This is a genomic window from Planktothrix sp. PLAVEN19ND (assembly GCF_057220675.1).
Genome location: NZ_CM170132.1, coordinates 2,251,257 through 2,273,047, shown reverse-complemented (window position 1 = coordinate 2,273,047; position 21,791 = coordinate 2,251,257). Strand labels below are relative to the sequence as shown.

The 21,791-nt window shown below is 38.8% G+C and carries 20 protein-coding genes; 4 read left to right on the top strand and 16 right to left on the bottom strand.

Annotation, left to right across the window (positions count from 1 at the left end; all coding sequences use genetic code 11):
- Positions 1-75 precede the first annotated feature (75 nt).
- Positions 76-603, top strand: coding sequence for a DUF2518 family protein (locus tag AC2D3N_RS09690; protein ID WP_484693484.1), 528 nt, complete (start codon positions 76-78; stop codon positions 601-603).
- Here the strand turns inward: AC2D3N_RS09690 and AC2D3N_RS09685 are convergent.
- The 9 genes from AC2D3N_RS09685 to amt all read right to left on the bottom strand — a co-directional run bounded on the left by AC2D3N_RS09685 (position 600) and on the right by amt (position 9,257).
- Positions 600-1,259, bottom strand: a complete 660-nt coding sequence (locus tag AC2D3N_RS09685; RefSeq protein WP_079677052.1) for an SH3 domain-containing protein — start codon at positions 1,257-1,259, stop codon at positions 600-602. The two genes, AC2D3N_RS09690 and AC2D3N_RS09685, sit on opposite strands and share 4 nt — an antisense overlap.
- Before the next feature lie 34 nt (positions 1,260-1,293).
- The gene (gene guaD / locus AC2D3N_RS09680; protein ID WP_079677053.1) at positions 1,294-2,619 is read right to left on the bottom strand and encodes a guanine deaminase; all 1,326 of its coding nucleotides are present in this window, start codon (positions 2,617-2,619) and stop codon (positions 1,294-1,296) included.
- A gap of 103 nt (positions 2,620-2,722) precedes the next feature.
- Positions 2,723-2,875, bottom strand: coding sequence for a hypothetical protein (locus AC2D3N_RS09675; RefSeq protein WP_159451501.1), 153 nt, complete (start codon positions 2,873-2,875; stop codon positions 2,723-2,725).
- Positions 2,868-3,119, bottom strand: coding sequence for a hypothetical protein (locus tag AC2D3N_RS09670; RefSeq protein WP_079677054.1), 252 nt, complete (start codon positions 3,117-3,119; stop codon positions 2,868-2,870). Before AC2D3N_RS09670 ends, AC2D3N_RS09675 begins: the two co-directional genes overlap by 8 nt.
- A 263-nt stretch (positions 3,120-3,382) precedes the next feature.
- A complete protein-coding gene (gene uraD, locus AC2D3N_RS09665) occupies positions 3,383-3,883 on the bottom strand; it encodes a 2-oxo-4-hydroxy-4-carboxy-5-ureidoimidazoline decarboxylase (RefSeq protein ID WP_484693483.1) in 501 nt (166 codons plus the stop codon).
- A gap of 5 nt (positions 3,884-3,888) precedes the next feature.
- Entirely contained in the window at positions 3,889-4,251 is a 363-nt protein-coding gene (uraH, locus tag AC2D3N_RS09660) for a hydroxyisourate hydrolase (RefSeq protein WP_484693482.1), read from the bottom strand.
- A gap of 106 nt (positions 4,252-4,357) precedes the next feature.
- A complete protein-coding gene (gene hpxO / locus AC2D3N_RS09655) occupies positions 4,358-5,527 on the bottom strand; it encodes an FAD-dependent urate hydroxylase HpxO (protein ID WP_484693481.1) in 1,170 nt (389 codons plus the stop codon).
- Between the two features lie 4 nt (positions 5,528-5,531).
- Entirely contained in the window at positions 5,532-6,290 is a 759-nt protein-coding gene (locus AC2D3N_RS09650) for a GDSL-type esterase/lipase family protein (protein ID WP_484693480.1), read from the bottom strand.
- A 282-nt stretch (positions 6,291-6,572) separates the two neighbouring features.
- Positions 6,573-9,257, bottom strand: coding sequence for an ammonium transporter (gene amt, locus AC2D3N_RS09645; RefSeq protein WP_484693479.1), 2,685 nt, complete (start codon positions 9,255-9,257; stop codon positions 6,573-6,575).
- 468 nt (positions 9,258-9,725) lie between these two features.
- Between amt and AC2D3N_RS09640 the strand changes: the two genes are divergently transcribed.
- Positions 9,726-10,850, top strand: a complete 1,125-nt coding sequence (locus AC2D3N_RS09640) for a THUMP domain-containing class I SAM-dependent RNA methyltransferase (RefSeq protein ID WP_079677059.1) — start codon at positions 9,726-9,728, stop codon at positions 10,848-10,850.
- 211 nt (positions 10,851-11,061) lie between these two features.
- Entirely contained in the window at positions 11,062-11,844 is a 783-nt protein-coding gene (locus tag AC2D3N_RS09635; RefSeq protein WP_484693478.1) for a VanW family protein, read from the top strand.
- A 69-nt stretch (positions 11,845-11,913) separates the two neighbouring features.
- Here the strand turns inward: AC2D3N_RS09635 and AC2D3N_RS09630 are convergent, their stop codons facing one another.
- The 7 genes from AC2D3N_RS09630 to AC2D3N_RS09600 form a co-directional block, all read right to left on the bottom strand.
- Positions 11,914-13,020: a hybrid sensor histidine kinase/response regulator gene (locus AC2D3N_RS09630; RefSeq protein WP_079679617.1), complete on the bottom strand. Its 1,107-nt coding sequence runs from the start codon at positions 13,018-13,020 to the stop codon at positions 11,914-11,916.
- Positions 12,998-14,827: a PAS domain-containing sensor histidine kinase gene (locus AC2D3N_RS09625; protein WP_484693477.1), complete on the bottom strand. Its 1,830-nt coding sequence runs from the start codon at positions 14,825-14,827 to the stop codon at positions 12,998-13,000. The genes AC2D3N_RS09630 and AC2D3N_RS09625 overlap by 23 nt, the downstream gene beginning before the upstream one ends.
- A gap of 462 nt (positions 14,828-15,289) precedes the next feature.
- On the bottom strand, positions 15,290-15,823 hold the full coding sequence (gene ssuE, locus AC2D3N_RS09620; RefSeq protein ID WP_079677064.1) for an NADPH-dependent FMN reductase: 534 nt from the start codon (positions 15,821-15,823) through the stop codon (positions 15,290-15,292).
- A 45-nt stretch (positions 15,824-15,868) separates the two neighbouring features.
- A complete protein-coding gene (locus AC2D3N_RS09615; protein WP_079677065.1) occupies positions 15,869-16,654 on the bottom strand; it encodes an ATP-binding cassette domain-containing protein in 786 nt (261 codons plus the stop codon).
- Between the two features lie 22 nt (positions 16,655-16,676).
- Positions 16,677-17,456 carry an aliphatic sulfonate ABC transporter permease SsuC gene (ssuC, locus tag AC2D3N_RS09610; protein WP_484693476.1) on the bottom strand — a complete coding sequence of 260 codons (780 nt, stop codon included), beginning with the start codon at positions 17,454-17,456 and terminating at the stop codon, positions 16,677-16,679.
- A 3-nt stretch (positions 17,457-17,459) separates the two neighbouring features.
- Complete coding sequence (gene ssuD / locus AC2D3N_RS09605) at positions 17,460-18,617, bottom strand: FMNH2-dependent alkanesulfonate monooxygenase (RefSeq protein ID WP_484693475.1); 1,158 nt, start codon at positions 18,615-18,617, stop codon at positions 17,460-17,462.
- An 85-nt stretch (positions 18,618-18,702) separates the two neighbouring features.
- Positions 18,703-19,776, bottom strand: coding sequence for a sulfonate ABC transporter substrate-binding protein (locus AC2D3N_RS09600; RefSeq protein ID WP_484693474.1), 1,074 nt, complete (start codon positions 19,774-19,776; stop codon positions 18,703-18,705).
- Positions 19,777-20,030: 254 nt separating this feature from the next.
- Here AC2D3N_RS09600 and argS point away from each other — a divergent pair, with 254 nt between their 5' ends.
- Entirely contained in the window at positions 20,031-21,788 is a 1,758-nt protein-coding gene (argS, locus tag AC2D3N_RS09595; RefSeq protein ID WP_484693473.1) for an arginine--tRNA ligase, read from the top strand.
- Positions 21,789-21,791 lie beyond the last annotated feature (3 nt).

Here is a 21,791-nt window from a genome sequence, read left to right as displayed (position 1 = left end):
AGACAATATTAATATGCAAAGTAACCCTTTTAATATTAAGCTATAAGTTTAGATGTTGTTTATTTAACCACCGTCATGGACTTCTCATTATCAACAGCAGAATTGCTCAACTTTTCTAAATGGATAGGAATTGCCACTTTAGTTCTGGCTGTAATTACCGTATTCTCATTTATTTTTAAATGGGGAATTAGGTTTAGGTTAGTAGGAATTACCGCCTTTACAGGGGTTCTAACGGGTGGAGTTTTTGGTCTAGGTTTGGGTTTATTTCATCATGTTCAAATTCCTGGGGCAGCACGTTATACTCGGGTCTTTGATGATGGGAGTAGACAGATTGTGATTGCTGTTGCACCTAATATTACCAAAACCGAATTAGATGCCACCTTGCGTCAAGCGGCGTCGGATTTATATTCTTCTGGACGGGGGGGACAATTTCAAGCCCCGCTATTAGTTCGTGCCAGAACCCTTGTTCACCCCGATGCCAACCTTTCTCAACCTCTCTATTTAGGTCAAGTTAAACGTTCTGTGACTGAACAAGAAAATGAAAACTTAGATATTCAGATTTTCCAGAAAAATCTGGCTCGTTTAAAACAATTTCAGTCTTAGTTTTTTGGTTTTTGAACAATTAAATGGGTGGGTTGATATTCGAGAATAAAGGTTGTCATTATCTCTCGTTCTTCTATGGTTGGTGTAGCTAAACATCCTGATGTTCCGGTTTCTGAAACAGATAAAAAAGCCGAGGGGTCATAATGAACACCTAACCCCACTCTTTGTGTGGGAAAAGTTGGTGTAATTGCTGACCAAACCCCGCCAAATTCTCCGGGTGCATCTTCAACGATACCCGGAGCATCAAAGGTATAAATCCCAAAGGGTAATGGTGTTTGAGTTCCCGATATATCGCAGGGAATTTGATGACCAATACGACCGGAAACACAGCGCACGGTATTAATAATTTTACCCGTATTATCTACTAATTGGGTTTGATAAACTTGTAAACCTCCTCCGATTTGTTCTTCGGTTTGTGTGGATATAATTTTAGCACCTGGAATGGCTAAAATTTCGGCATCAATAAGTGTTAAGTATTTCGCAGCCACCCAACGATTTGTACCAATAGGTGTCCAGATTTCACCCTCAATATTAACAGAATCTCCACTAATTTCAACCTGGGTTCCATCGTTCAAAATATCAACAATTTCACCGTTGGGAGTAGAACGGATATTCAGGGTATCATTGGGAGTTGTAACAATAGCTGTAGGAATCATATTATCAATTGCAAGTGTATTATTTTATTGTATCCTATGGGTTTGGATATGCTCTCTTTCCCATAATATAAGTGGCTCGAATGGCTCGGTCATCCCCTAATATAATTAAACTAAAGATGGTTTCGGCAATTTTTAATCGGGTTTGAGGTTCGGAAATTTGTTGATTTCTTAAAGTCATTAAAGGAGTTGAATTATAGTCTAAAACAATAAAATCCGCTTCTTTTCCCAAATTAAAGTTACCAATTTTATCCTCTAATTTTAGGGCTTTTGCTCCGCCTAATGTGGCTAAAAATAAGGCTTGAAAGGGTGAGAGATTTTGATTTTGTAGTTGAGCAACTTTGTATGCCTCATTAGCAGTTTGGAGGAGGGAAAAACTGGTTCCGGCTCCAATATCACTACCCAAACCAATGTTAATGGGATGGGTTTTAGATTTGGCTTCATGGAGTTTAAACAGTCCACTTCCGAGGAATAAATTAGAAGTAGGGCAAAATGCGATCGCTGATTTAGCTTCAGATAACCGTTGAAATTCATCTGGAGTTAAATGAATACTATGGGCAAAAATTGAACGTTCTCCAACTAAACCCGCCTGGTCATAAACCCCTAAATAGTGAGGAGCCTCGGGGAAAAGTTCGGCGACTAATTCAACTTCTTGGAGATTTTCTGAAAGATGGGTTTGTAAATAAACATCGGGAAATTCTGTTAATAATTTTCCAGCTATTTTTAACTGCTCAGGACTAGAAGTTATGGCAAAACGAGGGGTGATAGCATAGAGTAAACGTCCTTTTTTATGCCAAGTTTGGATTAGTATTTTGCTCTCTTGATAGGAGGTTTCGGGAGTATCTTTTAAATAATTGGGGGCATGACTATCCATCATCACCTTACCAGAAATCATGCGTAAATTCCGGTGATAGGCTTCTTCAAAGAAAGCATCAACGGACTGGGGGAAAACCGTGGCAAAAACTAGGGCGGTTGTGGTTCCATTTTTGAGTAATTCATCTAGGAAAAATGCCGCGATTTGTTGAGCATATTCTTTACTACTAAATTTACGTTCTGTGGGGAAGGTATATTGATTTAACCATTCTAAGAGTTGTTTTCCATAGGAGGCTATCATTTCAGTTTGGGGAAAATGAATATGGGTATCAATCAATCCTGGTAAGATTAATAAATTAGGATAATGGGTAATAGTAAACCCTTGATATTTGTCTTTTAAAATGTTATAATCATCGAAGTCTATAATAATTCCATATTCTATAACTAATAATCCATCGGCAAGATAACGAACACTGGTTTCTTCAGATTCATAAAAAGGGTCATCAATAAAGTCTAAAAATGATGAGCGAAATAGTTTTAAGTAGGTCATCAGTGATGGGATTTTAGGTTGGTAAGCTGTTGTGTATTTAAATCGATCAAAGGTATTGGAGGTTCAAAATTGTATATAGGTTTATTAAAAGAAAAAACCCATCTCATTTTAATCCCTGATCTTCATACAATTGTTGCCAAGTTAATTGAGAAATCTTTTTTAAGGTTTTTAAGACAGCCAGGGATTCTGGTTTTGGTAAAGCGAATAAATCTTGTTGAAAAACAGGATTATTTAAGTCTAGTAACACTTTATTCATAATCATTTAATTGTGTTTCTAAATCTTCTAAATCCGAAATTTGAGGTTGATGATTACAATTCCATTCTAAGGCTTGATCTAGTTTTTCTTCCATCTGGGGTTGATGTAACCAATCTTCTTTACTGGAAAAATTTTTCAAAAGAATTTGGGAGAATTGTTGCCATAAATTTCCCCATTCTTTTAAATCAATCACAACGGCGGTTTTTTCTCCGTTTTCATCGACAATAAATTGGATTCCTTTCATACTTTAGGTAAGATTTTAATTGTTTATTGTGGGAAGTCAAAAGTAATCAGAATAACTACAAAAAAAAGTATTAGCAATCATAATGATACTTTTTAACTAAAATTGTGTCCGATTAAGCGATTATAGCGTATCTTTAAATATTGAAGTGTCCAGTGAATAGTGACACTCACCAGCACGTCTGTTTTTCTGGAATGGCGATGACCTAACTCTTTGAGCAGCAAAGCGGGTTGCTCTGCAAACTCATAGACTAAGCTGTTGCGTATTTAAACTGTTTTTTCATAAAGACGAAATTGTGCGATTTTATAAATTTCTTCTAGGGCGGTTATTTTTTCCTGCTCTATCGAATGATTTAACCTTTGTTCAAACGCAGCTAAAATACTGGTTTTGGTCTGATTTTTAACAGCAATAATAAAAGGAAACCCAAATTTATCTTTATAGGTTTGGTTGAGTTGATGAAAGTGTTGATATTCAGCCGATGTTAGACGGTTTAACCCGACTCCGGCTTGTTCTTTTACCGAAGATTCTGCCATTTTTGTTTTACTTCCTAAGTCGGGATGGGCACGAATTAAAGCTAATTGTTGTTGTGAATTACTATTTTTAACGATGGCAACCATTGTTTGATATAATATTTCTATAGTCTCAAATGGTCGTTTTAATTCTGCTTGTTTTGCTATCCAAGGAGATGCTTCAAAAATAGACCCTAATGCTGCGATAAATTCCGCTTGAGTCATTTGATTAACTTGGGATAAGGAATAGGTTTGCATGGGGTTTAACTGCCTCGATAGGTACTATAAGACCAGGGAGAAACTAATAGGGGAACGTGATAAGCAACGGTGGGGTTAGCAATGCCAAAGCGAATGGGAATATAATCTAAAAATAAGGGATAATTTAGGGATTTATATTGTGTTTTAAAATAGTCCCCGACGGCAAAGACTAATTCATAAATTCCCTGATTTAATTCGGTTTCTGTTAATAAGGGGTTATCGGTTCTACCGTCTTGATTTGTAATAGCAGTTTTGAGAAGGGTTCGTTCTCCTATTTCTGAATTAATTTGCCATAATTCAATCTTTAAATTAGCTACGGGACGACCTTGGGCTGTGTCTAATACATGAGTTGTGAGTTTACCAACCATAGGAAAAAGTTAAGGGTTAAAATTAATAATACCTCAGAAACCGGGTTTCTAATTATGGTCTATTAACTCAAATCAAGATTTTTTTAGAAACCCGGTTTCTTTTCTTTTAGTGAAAGGGGCCGCCTAGGATGGTTTTAGATAGAGCCTGGGTAACATCCTGTTCGGTTTCTTGTTGGAGTTGTTGATACCATTGTTGGGTTAAATAGGGATCTTTTCCATAAATTATATCGGCTCTTTTTCGGGCTTTGATAACTAGGGTTGAAGTCCGTTCTTTCCGTTCAGTTTCATATCGTTTTAAAGCATATTCTACTCCTAAATTAGTGGTTAATAGAAATCGAGATAATATTTCTGCATCTTCCATAGCTTGACAGCCTCCTTGTCCGAGGGTTGGGGTGGAAGCATGGGCGGCATCTCCTAACAGTACAACTCGACCTTTAACGATGGTTTCTAAGGGGTCTAAATCATGAATCTCTAAACGGTTTAATTCCTGGGGATTGAGAGTTTCTATTAAACATTGAACGGGAGACGGCCATTGGGCAAATATTTGTTTTAACTCCCGTTGACGATGATCTGGTTCAACGATTATTCCACTAGCCATTGGACAACCAAAGAAATAATAAAACCGATTATTTCCAATGGGCATCATCGAGGCTCGTTTACTTTCTCCGACATAAATCACCCAAGTATTTTTATCTCCTAAATTGGGATTTATTTCAATTAAACCATTCCAATTCACATAACCCGCATAACGCAATTCTACCGGATGACCGACCACATAATCTCGCAATTGAGAATGAATGCCATCGGCGGCAATTAAGAGGTCACCTCGGGTTTGATCTCCATTGGCAAAATAGGCGGTGATACCCTGGGCATCCTGTTCAACGCCGATAAATTGAGTATTCAGTTTAACGGTTTCAATATTATTATTAAAGGCATTTAAAAGCAAGGATTGTAATTCTGTTCGAGACACGGGATAGGGTCGCTGTCCTACGGTTTCGGTTACGGGATGGAGATTAATTTGATTGTATAATTCATCGGTATGACTGCGATATTCCATCCTATCCATCTGTCCACCGATTTTGGCAATTTCATCCCCTAAACCTAAACTATTGAGAACTTTAACCCCATTTGACCAAATAGAAATTCCGGCTCCGGCGGGACGAATTTCCCTAGTTTTTTCATAAATTTCTACGGTATATCCTGCCCGTTTTAGAGCTAAACCAGCCGTTAAACCGCCAATTCCGGCACCGATAATAATAATTTTGAGATGATTCATAATTTTAAGGGTTAGAAGATGGTTCTAGGGCAATTTGACTATAGATTTTTAGGGCGGAACTCCAAACCAAATAACCTTGTTGATTCAGATGTAAACCATCGGTGCTTAATTCCGGTCTTAAATTGCCTTCTGCATCAATAAAGAGGGAATGTAAATTTAAAAAATAAGCTCCTTCTTCCTGGGCAATGAATTTCAACTCTTGATTTAAGTGACGGATTCGTTGATTAGAAATTTTTAATAAGCGATCGCGTCCTTCCCAGTTAGACTGTTTGTCGCTATGGGGAAGAATAGATTGCACCACGATTTGAGCATCGGGATGTACCCAACGTAAATCCCGAATAATATCTCGATAATTATTTAATAATGTACTATCATCTATTCCCCGAATTAAATCATTAATGCCAATCATGACAAAAATAGTTTCCGGTTGAGTAATATCAAATAATTTAACCCGCTTTAATAATCCTGTGGAAGTTTCCCCAGAAATGCCTTGATTTAACCAAGTTCTTTCTGAGGGCAGAAGTTCCGTTGGAAACCACAAACTTAAGGAATCTCCCGCTAAAATACTTAAACGTTCCGGGGGGTTGCTGGCAATGGCATTAGCCTCGCGCCCCAACTGTTCCACCCATTGTTCATAAGTCCAACGATGACGGGGAATACCCATTAACGCGGATTCTGATGCCGAGGGTAATTGATGGGTTTGAACCCCATCCGTCAGGGCCGATACAGAGGTGGCATCAGAAATAGATTGTCTGTGCATCATCAATCCCAAGATGATAAACAAGAGTAGTCCATTGCCGATTAAGGATATCCAAGCCCAATACGGAATTGTTTTCGAGCGAATAAATACTGGATTCCAATGCTGCTTAAACAAAACTAACTCAGCCTAACCTGTTCATTTAACATTTAACCTTGTTTCTCCCAATCTACAAAGAATCCCCATCAAGCTACGCTGTGACGGGGGAGTGTCAATAATCTAATTTCTGTATTCAGCAATACAGTTTTTTGAGTGATTTTCGATTGCCGGGCAGGGTTCGGTTGTGGGTCAACCGTCAATGGTCAACAGCCTTTCACCGGTTTTATGAACCTTAGACTCAAGGATTTGTTTGACCGGAATTTCGATCAAAAATTTAGTGTATTCCCCCACTTCTGACTCGCACCAGATTCGACCTTTATGGTGTTCAACAATAATTTGATAGCTAATTGATAATCCTAAACCTGTGCCTTTTCCTACGGGTTTAGTGGTAAAAAATGGGTCAAATAGCTTACAGCGAATCTCTTTAGGAATCCCCAAACCATTATCGGCAATTTCGACAATAATTCGTTGGTGATTCGCCGATAGAGTTCTAATCAAAATTTGAGGTTGAATCCTAGACTTATCACAGGATATTAAAGAAAACTTATCCTGCATCATTGAATCATGGAGGGCATCAATGGCATTACTAATCAGATTCATAAATACCTGATTCAGTGGCCCTGGATAGCATTCAATTAAGGGAATATTCCCATATTCCTTAATCACTTCAATTCCGGTTAATTTCCCCTGGGGTTTCAGTTTATTTTTCAGAATCATCAAGGTACTTTCTATTCCATCATGAAGACTCACCTGTTTTAATTCGGCTTCATCATGGCGAGAAAAGGTTCTCAAAGACCGCACAATATCTCGAATCCGGTCAGCCCCGACTTGCATGGATTCGACAATTTTAGGAAAATCCTCCTTGAGAAAATCCAAATCAACCGATTCAATCTCTTGCTGAATTTTAACACTAGGATTAGTATATTCTTTTTGATAAATATCTAATAAATTCAGCACATCCCGGGTATAATTGGTGGCGTGAATCAAATTACCATAAACAAAATTAACCGGATTATTAATTTCATGGGCAATCCCCGCGACCAACTGACCCAAACTCGACATTTTTTCACTTTGAATCAGTTTAATTTGAGTTTTTTTAAGTTCTTTCAGGGTGTTTTTAAGTTCATCATTTTTTCGCTTTAATTCCAGAGAAGTTTTTAACCGTTCTTCGGCTTGTTGCAGGGCTTCTTCGGCTCGTTTATGGGCCGATAAATCCCGAAAGGTTCCCAGATAAAACGATTGATAGCCGAGTTTAGCTTGATTAATTGTGGCTTCCAGGGGGAAACAAGAGCCATTCGCCCGACGACCCACAATCTCTTGACGTCCTTGTAATAGGCATTTTTCCAATAGGGTTTTCTGCTCTTGAATCTGGGAAGTTGGCCAATCAAATAAATGTAATATCGAGGTTCCCACTAATTCCGCAGCCGAATATCCAAATATGGCTTCCGCACTGGGATTAGTCCTTAAAATTTCTCCCGATGGATTAGCAAAGGTAATCATGGCATCCGTGGCATTTTCAATAATTGCCTCGGTTTGGTTTAAGGAATCTTCTAAAGCCTGCATCACTTGGTTATAGCGACAGCCAATTTGACCCACTTCGGTAAATTGATTTTGAGGAACCCGTTGTTTAAAGTCTTGGGTACGGGCTTGATATTCCATGACTTCAAACAAATCATAAATTTCGGTTTTGGCTCCATGTTCAGAAATATTTAACCCCGTTGTTTCTGCCTCAAGGGAAACTCGTAATGGGAAGTAATGATTGATAATCGATAGAATCAACCAAGTTAAGCCAAATCCCCAAATAAAAGAAACTCCAATCCCCAAAACTTGAACCAGCAATTGTTCCGTGCGGGATAACCCGGTATTCAGGAGATGGAGATTGCCAAACAGACCCACGGCGAGGGTTCCCCAAACTCCACCCCCCGCATGAACCGCAATCGCATCAACGGCATCATCAATCTGACATCGTTGCAAGGTGACAGACACTAACACCATGACGGCTGCACCCACCCCACCAATTAAGGAAGCCATGGGAGTCGAAATCACATGGGAAGATGCGGTAATGGCAACTAAACCCGCCAAGGAACCATTAATAATCAGTTCAACTTCCGGGCGGCGATGCAATACCCACCCTAAGACCGCTCCGACCAACATTCCCGATGTCCCGGCTAAGATGGTATTCACAATCACCGTGGCGACTCGAATGTCTAAATGTAAATAACTGCCCCCGTTAAACCCTAACCACCCTAACCACAACAACATCGCCCCCAATACGGATAACTGAAGGTTAGAGCCACGCATTTGTTGAGGAGGTTTATCGGAGGTAAAGCGTCCCAACCTAGGCCCAATCACCAACAGAACCGCCAGGGAAACCCATCCGCCAATGCTATGAACGATGGTAGACCCGGCAAAATCCACAAATCCAATTTTTCCTAACCACCCGATTAAATGGTTGGTTTCAATCCCATTCCAGGCCCAATGACCAAAGATGGGGTAAATAATCCCGGAGGTTAAAGCCGCGACTAATAAATAAGCTCCAAACTTCATCCGTTCCGCCGATGCCCCTGAAACGATTGTTGTGGCGGTACTGCAAAACATAGCTTCAAACAGAAAAAATGCGGCTTGCCCCGGATTCGAGGTGGTATCAAAAAAGAAAGCCTGGGGGTCAATACCGCCCATGGCCGCTCTGCTGAACATAATGGCATAGCCAAAGGCCCAAAACAAAGCCACCGAAATGCCAAAGTCGGCAAAATTTTTGACGGCAACATTAATACTATTCTTGGAGCGGGTCAAACCCGACTCTAAACACATAAATCCGGGCTGCATCAGAAAGACTAAGCCCGAACAGACCAGCAGCCAGAGAATATCAATCACTGAATTATTGGTTACTCAATCAACCCGATATTGTCTCAATTTCTCTTAGAAGTTTTTGTGGACTTTTATACCGTTACGCAATCCGTATGGATTTTACAAGGCCCAAACTAGAATCCTTCAGCCCGAAAGCCTTATTTTAGGGGCTAAAACCCTGAAATAAGAAAAAAAAATATTTTAGGTGTTGACAAATGTAACGGGGTTTGGATAGAGTAACAAGCGTGTGAGGAGCGAACCAGTTAAGGACACCGAGACGAAACACGGCCAGTCGCCGGTGTCCTTTCTGACAAAAAGGAAACATACGTTTTTTGTGAAAACTCTGATTTTGAAGAGTCTATCGAGATTAGATTAATATTGCTGGGTTCAAGACGGTAATTGATCCAGTTTTTAGCTGTTTTGTGTGGTTAGCTATTTTGAACCCTGTCTTTGTTATGGGATTATAGAATAGTAATATTCAAAATTTTTTCCCGAATGACCCAGTATTTTGCCACGGTTGCCAAGGGTTTAGAATTTGTTGCCGCTCAAGAATTAGAACGTTTAGGCGCCCATGATGTTCGTCCCGATTTTGCAGGGGTTCATTTCACCGGTTCCCGCCAACTGCTTTATCGAGTTAATCTTTGGGGAAGAACCCTATTTCGGGTTTTAGTTCCGATTGCTGAGTTTCCCTGTGCCAATGGGGAGCAGTTGTATCAGGAAATTCAAAATATTAATTGGAATGACTATTTATCGCCCCTAAATACTTTTGCGGTGAACTGCACAGGCAAAAATGAAATTTTAAACCATACCCATTTTACCGCCTTACAAGTCAAGAATGCAATTATTGATCAACAGCGTTTGGAATTTGGAGAACGTTCCGATATTGATATTAATAATCCCGATTTATGGATTAATCTTCATATCCACGAAAACCAAGGGATTCTCAGTTTAGATAGTTCTGGAACCAGTTTACATCGCCGGGGATATCGTCCGGCTGTTGGGATTGCACCTTTGAAAGAAACTCTGGCCGCAGCTTTATTGGATATGGCAGAATGGCATCCTGATGTACCTTTTTTAGATCCTTTATGTGGGTCGGGAACCCTACCAATAGAAGCAAGTTTAAAAGCCTTAAATATTGCCCCCGGACTATTCCGAGAAACCTTTGGATTTATGAAGTGGAAAGATTTTGATCCTAAATTGTGGGAAAGTCTAAAACAGGATGCTTTAGATGCAAAATTAACTACCTTAACCGTCCCAATTGTGGGTTCAGATGAAGATGAGGATGTTATTTATCAAGCCTCAGAAAATGCTCAACGCTGTGGCGTTGCTGAACAAATTCGGTTACAACAAATGGAGTTATCTGAGGTGGAAGCTCCGGCGAATCATGGGGTAATTATTTGTAATCCTCCCTATGGTGAACGTCTGGGAAATGCTGAAGAATTGGGTGCTTTATATAAACAGTTGGGAGATACTTTTAAACAACGATTTAAAGGCTGGACGGCTTATATTCTGACGGGAAATAAAGCCTTGGGAAAACAAGTGGGTTTGAGAACGTCTCGAAGAATTGCGGTGTATAATGGGGCTTTGCCTTGTACTTTGTTAAAGTATGATCTTTATTAATAGATAAAAAGATGCGAATAAGGATTATTGCAAAGGTGTTATAGCAGTCGCCACATTTATTAGGACATTCTTGAAAGCTAAAAGCTGCTCACAGTAAGTATTTACCTATAGCGAGATTGCCTATTCCCTATTGCCTCTTGCTATAAGTGATAACTGCGATCGCACAATAATAATATCTATCAACCCAGGATTCATTTAATTAAGGAAAAAAATGAAAAAAACTTTAGACTTAATGGGTTCAAATCGGAGTTTTAAGACATTATTTTCTTCTGATTTTAGACGATATTTAAAAGTTATAAAAACCGGGGTTTTAGATCGGTTATCAGGACAAAGGTGGCGGTTTGTTAAACAAAAAATTATGACTGTTGAAGAACAGCAAGATTTTAGAGAACAAATTAAAATCGTTCAAAGGGTTAAAAAAACTAGCTATTTTGAGAATAAAAGACATAATTTAGCAACGGCGATCGCTCAAATTGAAAATATTTTAATTCCCCCAGGCGAAATTTTTTCCTTTTGGTATTTAGTCGGAGAACCTAGTATAAAAAATGGCTATCGAGAAGGACGAGCTATTGTTAATAATCAACTAAAATCCGATGTCGGTGGCGGTTTGTGTCAACTCTCTGGACTGATTTATTATTTAATCTTAAAAGCGGGTTTCATACCTTTAGAAAGATATCCCCATTCCCAAGATATTTATACGGAGGAAACTCGGTTTGCTCCCCTAGGGTCGGACGCAACGGTTGTTTATGGATATAAAGATCTGCGGTTTAAAAATAATTTATCTATTCCTATCTGTTTTCGATTTTATTTGTTTGAGGAAGAAATCATCGGATGCTTATGTTCTTCAGAAACCCTGGAAGAATTTAATATTGAATTTAGAATTGAAGCGCAACAAGAATTAAAAAAAGTGGATACAATTCGTTGGGTTAAAACTAGAGATCAATTCACTTTAATTACTTCTAATTTTTACCCTAGTTTAATAGCTAAAGATTAACAATGATATTTGAACACAACTCAAATAGGATTGCTATAGGTATAGGTGAATTATTTTTAGATTTTTAGTCTAAGTTTCATAAGGAAATAGGGATAAAAATATTCGCACAATTGTTGTTTTTCCAGGAATGCTTTCAATTTCCATATCTCCTTGATAAAACTCAACTAAACGCTTCACCAGAATTAATCCCAATCCAGAACCTTGCTGCTCATAAATATGGCGTTCAAATTGTTGATAAGCGCCTATTCTGGCAATTTGTTCTGCGGTCATTCCTCGTCCTGAATTAATTAATTCAAGACAATAACGATTCATGATTTTATACCCTTTCACCGAGATTAGGTCATTAAAATCAGAGAATTTGATAGCATTATCAATTAATTCTTCTATAATTTTATTAAAAATTTCTTCAGGAATATTAAGGGCTAATTTTTCTATTTCAAAATATAATTCATGATCAATGTAACTACTTTCTTTTCTTTTATTTTCAACCACATTTTTAATTAAAATTTCTGGATCTGATATCACGCCTTTAGGAAAATATTTAAGTCGTTGCGGATCTCGGTTGAGTAATTCTAAATCCGCATAGAGAAGAAAATTACAGGTCAGTCGATACAGACGAGTTGCAGAGATACTAATATTTTCTAACATCTCTTGAATTTCATCCGGTGACATTTCCTCAAAATCCGACATTAATAGTTGTGTTGTCCCGATGATTCCATTCAAAGGAGTTCTTAACTCATGGGGGAGAGATAGGGTAATATTATTACGCAATTCATCCAATTGTTTTTTGTTTTTTTGTTCAAAGGTTTCATGTTTTTGAATTCGACTGTGAATAGCTGCTAATAAATCCTGATGCGTAAAGGGTTTTGTTAAATAATCATCTGCCCCTAAATTCATACCTTGGCGTAAATCAGCCGAGGTTGATTTCGCCGTTAAAAAAATAAAAGGAATGGTTGCTGTAGCTTGATAACTCCTTAATTCTTCTAATACTTGATACCCGTCTAATGCTGGCATCATCACATCACAAATAATTAAATTAGGTAAAATTTCTTTAGCCAGTTTGACCCCGGTTTCTCCATCTTCCGCACCCACTCCTAAAAATTCTTCAGCTTCGAGAATATCTAAAATAATAGATCGAACATTCAGATCATCTTCAATCACTAATATTTTTTTCATAGGGGAAAATGACGGTTATCGTTGTACCTACGTTAATTTTACTCTGGACTTGAATCATCCCACCTTGAATCTCAACTGATTTTTTGACAATGGTTAACCCTAAACCTGTACCTGGAATTACACCCACGTTTTTAGCCCGATAAAAGGGTTCAAATAAATGTTGTTGGTCTTCTTGAGGAATACCGATACCTTGATCTTTTAGGATTAAAATTACTTGATTTTGATTATAATTTAAGTTTAATTCTATATTCCCCTCTTGAGGAGAGTATTTAATCGCATTACTAATTAAGTTATATAAAATATGTCGTAATAGTCTTTCATCTAAATAAACTTGAATGGGTAAGTTAGAGGTATTTATAGCCTGATTTTCAGAATAAATAAAGCATAAGTGTTGTTTGTCTTTTAAACTTAGTTTCATTTCTTCAATCATACCATAACAAAAACTTTCTAAATTAATTAAACTCGGTTGAAAAGGGATTTTTTGGGCTTCTCCTTGACCAATAAATAACACTTGATTTAAAAGTTCTGTCAGATGATTAACGGTTGTTTGAATTCGTTGTAGATAGATTAATTTTTTTTCTTCATCCCATTTATAACCATAATATTCTAAGGCTTCTGCTGAGGCTAAAATCGTGGTTAAAGGAGTACGAAATTCATGGGAAATCATGGAGACAAAACGAGATTTAAGTTGATTTAATTCTTTTTCTTGGTCTAGTGATTTTTGAATTTCTGCTTCAGAATATTTACGTTGAGTAATATCTTTAACATCTCCTTCATAGGCAATAATTTTTCCTTTAAAATCTCTAATAACTCTGGCATTTTCAGAAATCCAAACAATACTCCCATCACAACGATAAACCTCAGACTCAAATCCTAAAACCGTTCCTTGTTCACTCATCAGACGAACAAATTCCTCTCGACGTTGAGGATTAACATAAATTTGATCTGGGATATAGGAAAGATTTTGCATCAAATCTTCCGGGGATGAATAGCCATAGATACGGGCTAGGGCTGGATTTGCACTAATAAAACGTCCAGCAGGAGTAGATTGAAATAACCCCTCTAGGGAATTTTCAAAAATGCTGCGATATTTTGCTTCTGTTAGTGCAAGTTGTTCATAAGCCTGTTCTAATTTCTGTCGCGAGTTAAACCAAGTTCGTTGTAAATGTTCATACAGATAAACCGATAGGTTACAAATTAAACAAGTCCAGAATAAAAATAATAATAACATTAGGGAATCATAGTTAGGAGGAATAACTTCATAGCCGAGTAATTTATTGATTCCAAAGTAATATCCTAAGATAATTAATTGTGATGTTAAATGCCAAATTAAACGCACTGGAATTAATGTGGCTTGACTGACAAAGGTTAATACCCAAGCAAATAAATCAGGCTTGACATTATTATGGACGGTTTGAATAATTTGTTTACTGAGTTCCAGGGAAATTCCTAATCCTAAAAACAGCCATTTTAAATGGTAATATCCCCAGGATGTTTTTAATAATTTCAAACAAGTTAATAAACCTAAAGAGGCAAATATTTGTAAATATAAATTTTGATCAAAAAAAGGCTCTTTCCAAAAAAATAAGCGTAAAAAATTAATAAAAATAGCACTAAAATAAATACATATTCCCACAGAAAATACAAGCTGTAACCGCACCAGCAAAAAATGATGTCGCCACCGTTCATAGGACAAATGGTTAAGATTATTTTCATATTCAGGGACAACATTAACAGATCTTAAATAATTCAAAAAACGTTGAATAACCTGTAAATAGATCAGTTGATTCCTAAGTGCTTTAAACATTGATAAATTTCGGGGTTAATGCTACATTGTCCATTTAACCCTCTTTTGCCACTTTTAGGGAAAACCCCGATTTTCCGTAGGCTAAAAAGTCGTAACTGTTTTCAAATACCCCAAAATGAAAAAAAATGGCATATATATAGCAAGAGGCAATAGGGAATGGGCAATGGGCAATAGGTAAATACTTACTATAAGTAGCTTTTAGCTTTCAAGAATGTCCTAATAGATGTGGCGACTGCTATAGCAACCGCGTCTGGTGGTTGGGACAAGATTTATAGGTGTCATTCGGTACCCCACCCCCGCTTTCGCGAGGTCATACTTTCGTGAGGGCAAATTGGCAGGGGATCGGGTACCAAATCCATGTCAATTTGCCCTAAAGCTTATGGCTACTGCCATAAAATAAATTGTAGTTCCCATGTTGCGACACATCAACAGTGGAATTATCAAAAGAAATAGAAAAATGTGTTAAATAATCTTTATGGCTTGTTCTAAATCTTGAATTGATTTTTGTAAACGTTGTTGAATTTCTTCATCGAATAAAAAGCTGTTATCCTCTTGACGTTGAATTTGTTTATCAACTACATAAACCCCATTTAATAAATATTCCGCGCCTAATTCTGATAAAACCGGTTTTAGGGTATAATCAATACTTAATAAATGGGCAATTGTTCCCCCAGTTGCGATCGGTAAAATCACTTTACCCGATAGAAACTTAGGCGGTAATAAATCTAAAAAAGATTTTAATACCCCAGTATAGGCTGCTTTATAAACTGGTGTAGCAATAATTAACCCCGATGCGGCTTGAATTAATGCTTTTGCAGGTTCTAAAGCGGGACTATTATAGCGTCCAAAGATTAAATCTTCCGAAGGCAGATCCCGAACCGAAATTATATCGATTTCAAATCCATTTTCAGCCAATAAATTCAAGGCATATTCGACAATTCCATAAGTCCGAGAGGGATGGGAAGGACTACCTACAATCGCCACAATTTTTGTCATTTGAAAAACTCCTATTTGTGAATTAAAAAAGTAAATTGATTCAGTTTAGCGATATCTTTGTGAACCTGATTCTGCCAATTGGAATTGATTTTTAACAGAAGAATGACTCTTTAAAACCTGTGCTAAAATTTGTTCAACTAATCTTCCAAAAGTAGGATCACCGCGATGGCGAGGACGAGAAAGGGGAATATCTACATCCATCGTGACTTGTCCTGCTTCTAATAACAAAACTCGATCCGCTAAAACCACAGATTCTTCCACATCATGGGTAATTAATAAAGTCGTAAACTGCTTTTCTAACCACAATTGTTCAATCAAAGATTGCATTTCAATTCGAGTTAAAGCATCTAACGCCCCCAAAGGTTCATCGAGAAGCAGTAAACGGGGCTGACTGACCAACGCCCTGGCTAACGCCACCCGTTGCCGTTGTCCCCCCGATAACACCGCGATCCAGTCCTGGGATCGATCCCCTAACCCCACCTGTGCCAGCATCTCTAAGGCTTTAGGCTTCCAGTCCCCCCGCAGTCCTAAACCGACATTTTCCAATACCCGCCGCCACAGTAATAGACGGGAATCTTGGAACATGACTCTGGCGGAGGGATTTAGTTGATGTAGGGGTTCTCCATCGACCAATACCCCCCCAGAAGTGGGACGATCTAACCCCGAAATTAATCGTAATAAGGTACTTTTTCCGCAGCCACTACGCCCGACAATGGCAACAAATTCTCCGGGTTTAATATCTAAGTCTAAATGGGATAAAACAGAGGTTTGACCAAAGGATTTACTTAATCCTAAAAGTTTCAGATCTGCCCCTCTAATTTCTGTGTTCATAATGTATATTCTCCTCGTATTTCTATTGATAACTCGGATGCCATTGCAATAATTTGGCTTCTAATCCACAGGCGATCGCATCGGCTAATTTTCCGAGTAAGGCGTACATTAAAATACTTAAAACCACAACATCGGTACGCATAAATTCCCGGGCATTCATCGCCATATAACCAATGCCAGAATTAGCGGCAATGGTTTCAGCCACAATTAAGGTTAACCACATAATTCCTAATCCATAGCGCACCCCAACTAAAATTGAAGGTAAAGCCCCGGGCAGAATTACTTGCCAAAATAAACCCCAAGAGCTTAATCCATAGACTTTTCCCATTTCAATTAATCCCGCATCTACGGTTTTAATCCCGTAAAAAGTATTAATATAAAGGGGAAAAAACACCCCAAAAGAAACTAAAAAAAGTTTAGCTTCTTCCCCAATACCAAACCAAAGAATCACTAAAGGAATTAAGGCTAGGTGGGGAATATTCCTGATCATTTGTAAAGAAGTATCGAGAATTTTTTCAGCCCGGAGGGAAATACCATTCAGCAGGCCCAAACCGACCCCAATAATCCCACCAACAATAAAGCCAGCGATCGCCCGTTGGGTACTAATCAAAATATGTTTGAATAGTTCACCACTTAAGGTTAATTTAATCGCGGCTTGTACCACATCCGTCGGGGCAGGTAAAACCCGATTTGATAACCAACCTATTTGAGATAAAAATTGCCAAATCAACAAGAATCCCACGGGTACAAGCCAAGGAATAATCGGATGATTCAAAGATTTTTTTAACCCTTTTGTAGCCATAATTTAGGAAGCCGTAGGAGTGGGAATTTTTTGTGAACTAGGATGGCGATCATTAGCAATAATTTCCCCAAAAGGACTCATCATATTAGTCTCTAAAGAAGGCGCTTGATAATCCAAAGGCAGATGGGGAAATAATAATTCTGCAACCCGATAGGCTTCTTCTAAATGGGGATAACCGGAGAAAATAAAGGTTTCAATTCCCAATGCTTGATATTCCAACATCCGTTTAACCACGGTATCGGCATCCCCGACTAAAGCCGTACCCGCTCCGCCCCGGACTAACCCCACACCCGCCCACAAATTCGGGCTAATTTCCAGGGCGGTTTTTGAGCCCCCATGGAGTTCGCTCATCCGTCGTTGTCCCTCGGAGTCGGTGCGAGATAGGGCTTTTTGGGCATCTGCGATCGCCTGATCATCGACATATTCAATTAATTCATTCGCCGCATCCCAGGCTTGATTTAAGGTACGGCGGACAATCACATGGAGACGAATGCCAAACTTGAGGGTACGACCTTGAGCTTCAGCCAATTGACGCATCTGGGCAATTTTTGCCGCCACCTGGGCTGGGGGTTCTCCCCAGGTTAAATACACATCAATTTGTTTGGCTGCGACCTGCATGGCTGCCGGGGATGAACCCCCAAACCACAAAGGCGGATGGGGGTTTTGCACGGGCGGAAATAGCAATTTTGCCCCCTGAATATCCAGATATTTCCCCTTAAAATCAACGGTTTTCCCCGCCATTACCCCGCGCCAAACCTGGAGAAATTCATCGGTTAACTCATAACGATCATCATGGGACAAATACAGGCCTTCCCCCGCCATTTCCACGGGATCGCCTCCGGTGACGACATTCACCAGTAACCGCCCTCCCGATAGGCGATCAAAAGTAGCGGCCATTCTCGCTACGGTGCTAGGGGTGGTCATCCCGGGACGCAGGGCGACTAAGAATTTCATCCGTTGGGTGACGGAAATTAGGGACGACGCCGCAATCCAAGCATCTTCACAGGAGCGTCCCGTGGGTATCAGCGCCCCGGTGTAGCCCAGGTGATCAACGGCTTGGGCAATTTGTTGTAAATAGTCCAGATTAACGGCCCGTCCGCCATAGCTGGTTCCTAAATAACGTCCGTCTCCATGGGTGGGAAAAAACCAAAGAATTTGCATTTTTTTATTCCTAAAATTGTCGATTTCGAGAAACAGTAATTAAGAATTAAGACCTGTTAACTGATAAGTGATAACTGTTAACTGATTAGGACAGATTTTTAACCACCGATTGAATACTGATTTCTTTAGGAATGAGTTTTAATCGGTAAAAGGTATCGGCAATTTTTTGTTGACCAGAAATTGTTTCTGGAGTTAAGGGATCAACACCATAATTGCGTCTTTTTTCGGCTAATAACAGGGAATCAATATCAATTCCGGTTTCTTTAGATAGAAACTCTGCTACTTTTTGGGGGTTAGTTTGTGCCCATTGGCTGGTGGTTTTCAGTTCTTCTAATATGGCGGTAACAACCTGGGGATTTTGATCAACAAACTGTTGAGATGCCAAGAAAAAGCCTCGGTTTTCCACTAATCCTGTACCATCGGTTAAAATTCTTGCCCCAATAGCAGTTTCAGCAACGGCTGCATAAGGATCCCAAATCACCCAAGCATCAACGCTTCCTTGTTCAAAGGCTGCCCGAGCATCGGCTGGAGGTAGAAAAACCGGAGTAATATCGGTATATTGCAACCCGGCATTTTCTAAGGCTGCTACCAGTAAATAATGCACATTTGAACCTTTATTTAAGGCAACTTTTTTCCCTTTTAAATCCGCCACACTTTGAATAGGTGAATCCTTGGGAATTAAAATGGCTTCGGCTTTAGGCCCTAATGGTTCATAGCCAACATAAACTAAGGGAGCATTCGCTGCTTGAGCAAAAATTGGCGGGGTTTCTCCGGTATAACCAAAGTCAATTTGTCCGACATTTAAGCCTTCTAAAATTGCTGGGCCAGCCGAAAATTCCGACCATTGAACTGTTATCCCTTGGGGTTGTAAACGCTTTTCTAAAGCTCCTTGGGATTTTAAGGTGTTGAGGAGGGTGGCGGATTTTTGATAGCCAATTCTAACTACTGCACTGGAGGGTGTGGCCGTGTTAGCTGCTACAGGGGTTGGAGTTGAGGTACTGGCAGAATTTCCGCTACTGCAAGCGGCTAAAGCAAAACTTAAGCACAAACTCCCAGCGAATAAACCCATAAAACGTAGAATAGAACGGCGTTTCACGGCTTTTGAGAGAAGTTGCAGCCAAGAAGGGATGTTTAACCGTGCAGACCATTTAGTGATCAAGATTCTTACCTCTGTACAGAATTTATCATAAATTGATAGGGAAAGTGTATTATACTTTCAATTGAATTTCAATACATTTGTAAATTAATTTATTTTCAGATTGATTTAGCCACCACTGCCCGACCCCAGATGGCCACTGGAATCGGTTTAGAATCAGGCCCAACGCTGGCATATTCCCTGAATGAACTTAATTCAAGGTACAATCAAATCAAAAGCACATCTTTAAATAAAGCCTAAAACCGAAAGCGTTAATCATGACATCTACAGTAGAAATTCTCAAGATTAAATTTAATCAAGCATTAGTAGCGGCATTTGGTGAAGATTTTGCCACAATTGATCCGATGGTGGTGGCGTCAACTAATCCCAAATTTGGGGATTATCAATGTAATCTGGCAATGTCTTTAACTAAATCCTTAAAAAGTAATCCCAGAGCGATCGCCACTCAAATTATAGACAATTTAATTATTGATGAAATTTGTGAAACTCCTGAAATTGCTGGCCCTGGTTTTATTAATTTACGTTTAAAAACCGACTATTTACAAATACAGTTACAAAAAATGTTAGGGAATGAACGGTTAAACATTCCTAAAGTTAACCCTAACCAAAAAATGATTGTAGATTTTTCTAGTCCGAATATTGCCAAAGAAATGCACGTCGGACATCTGCGGTCTACCATTATTGGAGATAGTATTGCCAGGGTTTTAGAATTTCAAGGACATGAAGTTTTACGTCTCAACCATGTGGGGGACTGGGGAACTCAATTTGGAATGTTAATTACCTATTTAAGAGAAGTTTCTCCCGAGGCGTTAACTACAGCAGATGCCTTAGATTTAGGGGATTTAGTAGAGTTTTATCGTCAAGCTAAAGTTAGATTTGATCAGGATGAAACCTTTAAAGAAACCTCGCGCCAAGAAGTTGTACGGCTACAAGCCGGGGCAGAAGATAGCCGTCGGGCGTGGCAATTATTATGTGAACAATCTCGGCGGGAATTTCAGTTAATTTATGATGATTTAGGAATTAAATTAACTGAAAGAGGAGAATCTTTTTATAATCAATTTTTACCCAAAATTCTTGAAGAATTAGACAAAATTGGATTATTAGTTGAAAATCAAGGAGCAAAATGTGTCTTTTTAGAAGGGTTTACTAACAAAGAAGGAGAACCCTTACCCTTAATTGTACAGAAATCCGATGGTGGTTATAATTATGCTACAACGGATTTAGCGGCGTTAAGACATCGGATTGAAACTGAGACAGCGACTCGAATTATTTACGTTACCGACGCTGGACAAACCAATCATTTTATGCAGGTTTGGCAAGTTGCAAAACGGGCAGGTTGGATACCAGAAAATGTCGAATTAGTTCATGTTGCTTTTGGAATTGTTAAAGGAGAAGATGGCAAAAAATTAAAAACTCGTTCTGGGGAAACCGTGCGTTTAAGGGAGTTATTAGATGAAGCGGTCAGTCATGCTAAAAAGGATTTAGAAACCCGCATCAAAGCAGAAGGACGCACGGAAAACCAAGAGTTTATTGATCATGTGGCGGAAGTCGTGGGTTTGAGTGCGGTTAAATACGCAGATTTAAGCCAAAATCGCACCAGTGATTATATTTTTAGTTTTGATAAAATGTTATCATTACAAGGAAATACGGCTCCCTATATGCTTTATGCCTATGTCAGAATTCAAGGTATTAGTCGTAAGGGCAATATTGATTGGCAAAAGTTAGAAACGGATATTCAAGTGGTTTTAGAAGCAGAGGAAGAAATAGTTTTAGCGAAACATTTGTTGCAATTACAGGCTATTTTAGAGGAAGTTGCTCAAGATTTATTACCTAACCGTTTATGTCAATATTTGTTTGAATTAAGCCAAAAATTCAATCAATTTTACGAACAGTGCGCCGTTGTCAAAGCGGAAGAACCTCAACGCACTTCCCGTTTAGCATTATGTGATTTAACCGCAAAAACCTTAAAATTAGGGTTATCTCTATTAGGAATTTCTGTCTTAGAACGAATGTAATCT

Excerpts from the sequence above, each read along its gene's own strand:
- AC2D3N_RS09685 (WP_079677052.1), bottom strand. The coding sequence starts at position 1,259 with ATGATTCCTACAGCTATTGTTACAACTCCCAATGATACCCTGAATATC.
- AC2D3N_RS09615 (WP_079677065.1), bottom strand. The coding sequence starts at position 16,654 with ATGAACACAGAAATTAGAGGGGCAGATCTGAAACTTTTAGGATTAAGT.
- ssuC (WP_484693476.1), bottom strand. The coding sequence starts at position 17,456 with ATGGCTACAAAAGGGTTAAAAAAATCTTTGAATCATCCGATTATTCCT.
- AC2D3N_RS09625 (WP_484693477.1), bottom strand. The coding sequence starts at position 14,827 with ATGTTTAAAGCACTTAGGAATCAACTGATCTATTTACAGGTTATTCAA.
- AC2D3N_RS09630 (WP_079679617.1), bottom strand. The coding sequence starts at position 13,020 with ATGAAAAAAATATTAGTGATTGAAGATGATCTGAATGTTCGATCTATT.
- AC2D3N_RS09670 (WP_079677054.1), bottom strand. The coding sequence starts at position 3,119 with ATGAAAGGAATCCAATTTATTGTCGATGAAAACGGAGAAAAAACCGCC.
- AC2D3N_RS09635 (WP_484693478.1), top strand. The coding sequence starts at position 11,062 with ATGAAAAAAACTTTAGACTTAATGGGTTCAAATCGGAGTTTTAAGACA.
- argS (WP_484693473.1), top strand. The coding sequence starts at position 20,031 with ATGACATCTACAGTAGAAATTCTCAAGATTAAATTTAATCAAGCATTA.
- ssuD (WP_484693475.1), bottom strand. The coding sequence starts at position 18,617 with ATGCAAATTCTTTGGTTTTTTCCCACCCATGGAGACGGACGTTATTTA.
- guaD (WP_079677053.1), bottom strand. The coding sequence starts at position 2,619 with ATGACCTACTTAAAACTATTTCGCTCATCATTTTTAGACTTTATTGAT.
- hpxO (WP_484693481.1), bottom strand. The coding sequence starts at position 5,527 with ATGAATCATCTCAAAATTATTATTATCGGTGCCGGAATTGGCGGTTTA.
- ssuE (WP_079677064.1), bottom strand. The coding sequence starts at position 15,823 with ATGACAAAAATTGTGGCGATTGTAGGTAGTCCTTCCCATCCCTCTCGG.
- AC2D3N_RS09640 (WP_079677059.1), top strand. The coding sequence starts at position 9,726 with ATGACCCAGTATTTTGCCACGGTTGCCAAGGGTTTAGAATTTGTTGCC.
- AC2D3N_RS09650 (WP_484693480.1), bottom strand. The coding sequence starts at position 6,290 with ATGATGCACAGACAATCTATTTCTGATGCCACCTCTGTATCGGCCCTG.
- uraH (WP_484693482.1), bottom strand. The coding sequence starts at position 4,251 with ATGGTTGGTAAACTCACAACTCATGTATTAGACACAGCCCAAGGTCGT.
- AC2D3N_RS09675 (WP_159451501.1), bottom strand. The coding sequence starts at position 2,875 with ATGAATAAAGTGTTACTAGACTTAAATAATCCTGTTTTTCAACAAGAT.
- AC2D3N_RS09690 (WP_484693484.1), top strand. The coding sequence starts at position 76 with ATGGACTTCTCATTATCAACAGCAGAATTGCTCAACTTTTCTAAATGG.
- uraD (WP_484693483.1), bottom strand. The coding sequence starts at position 3,883 with ATGCAAACCTATTCCTTATCCCAAGTTAATCAAATGACTCAAGCGGAA.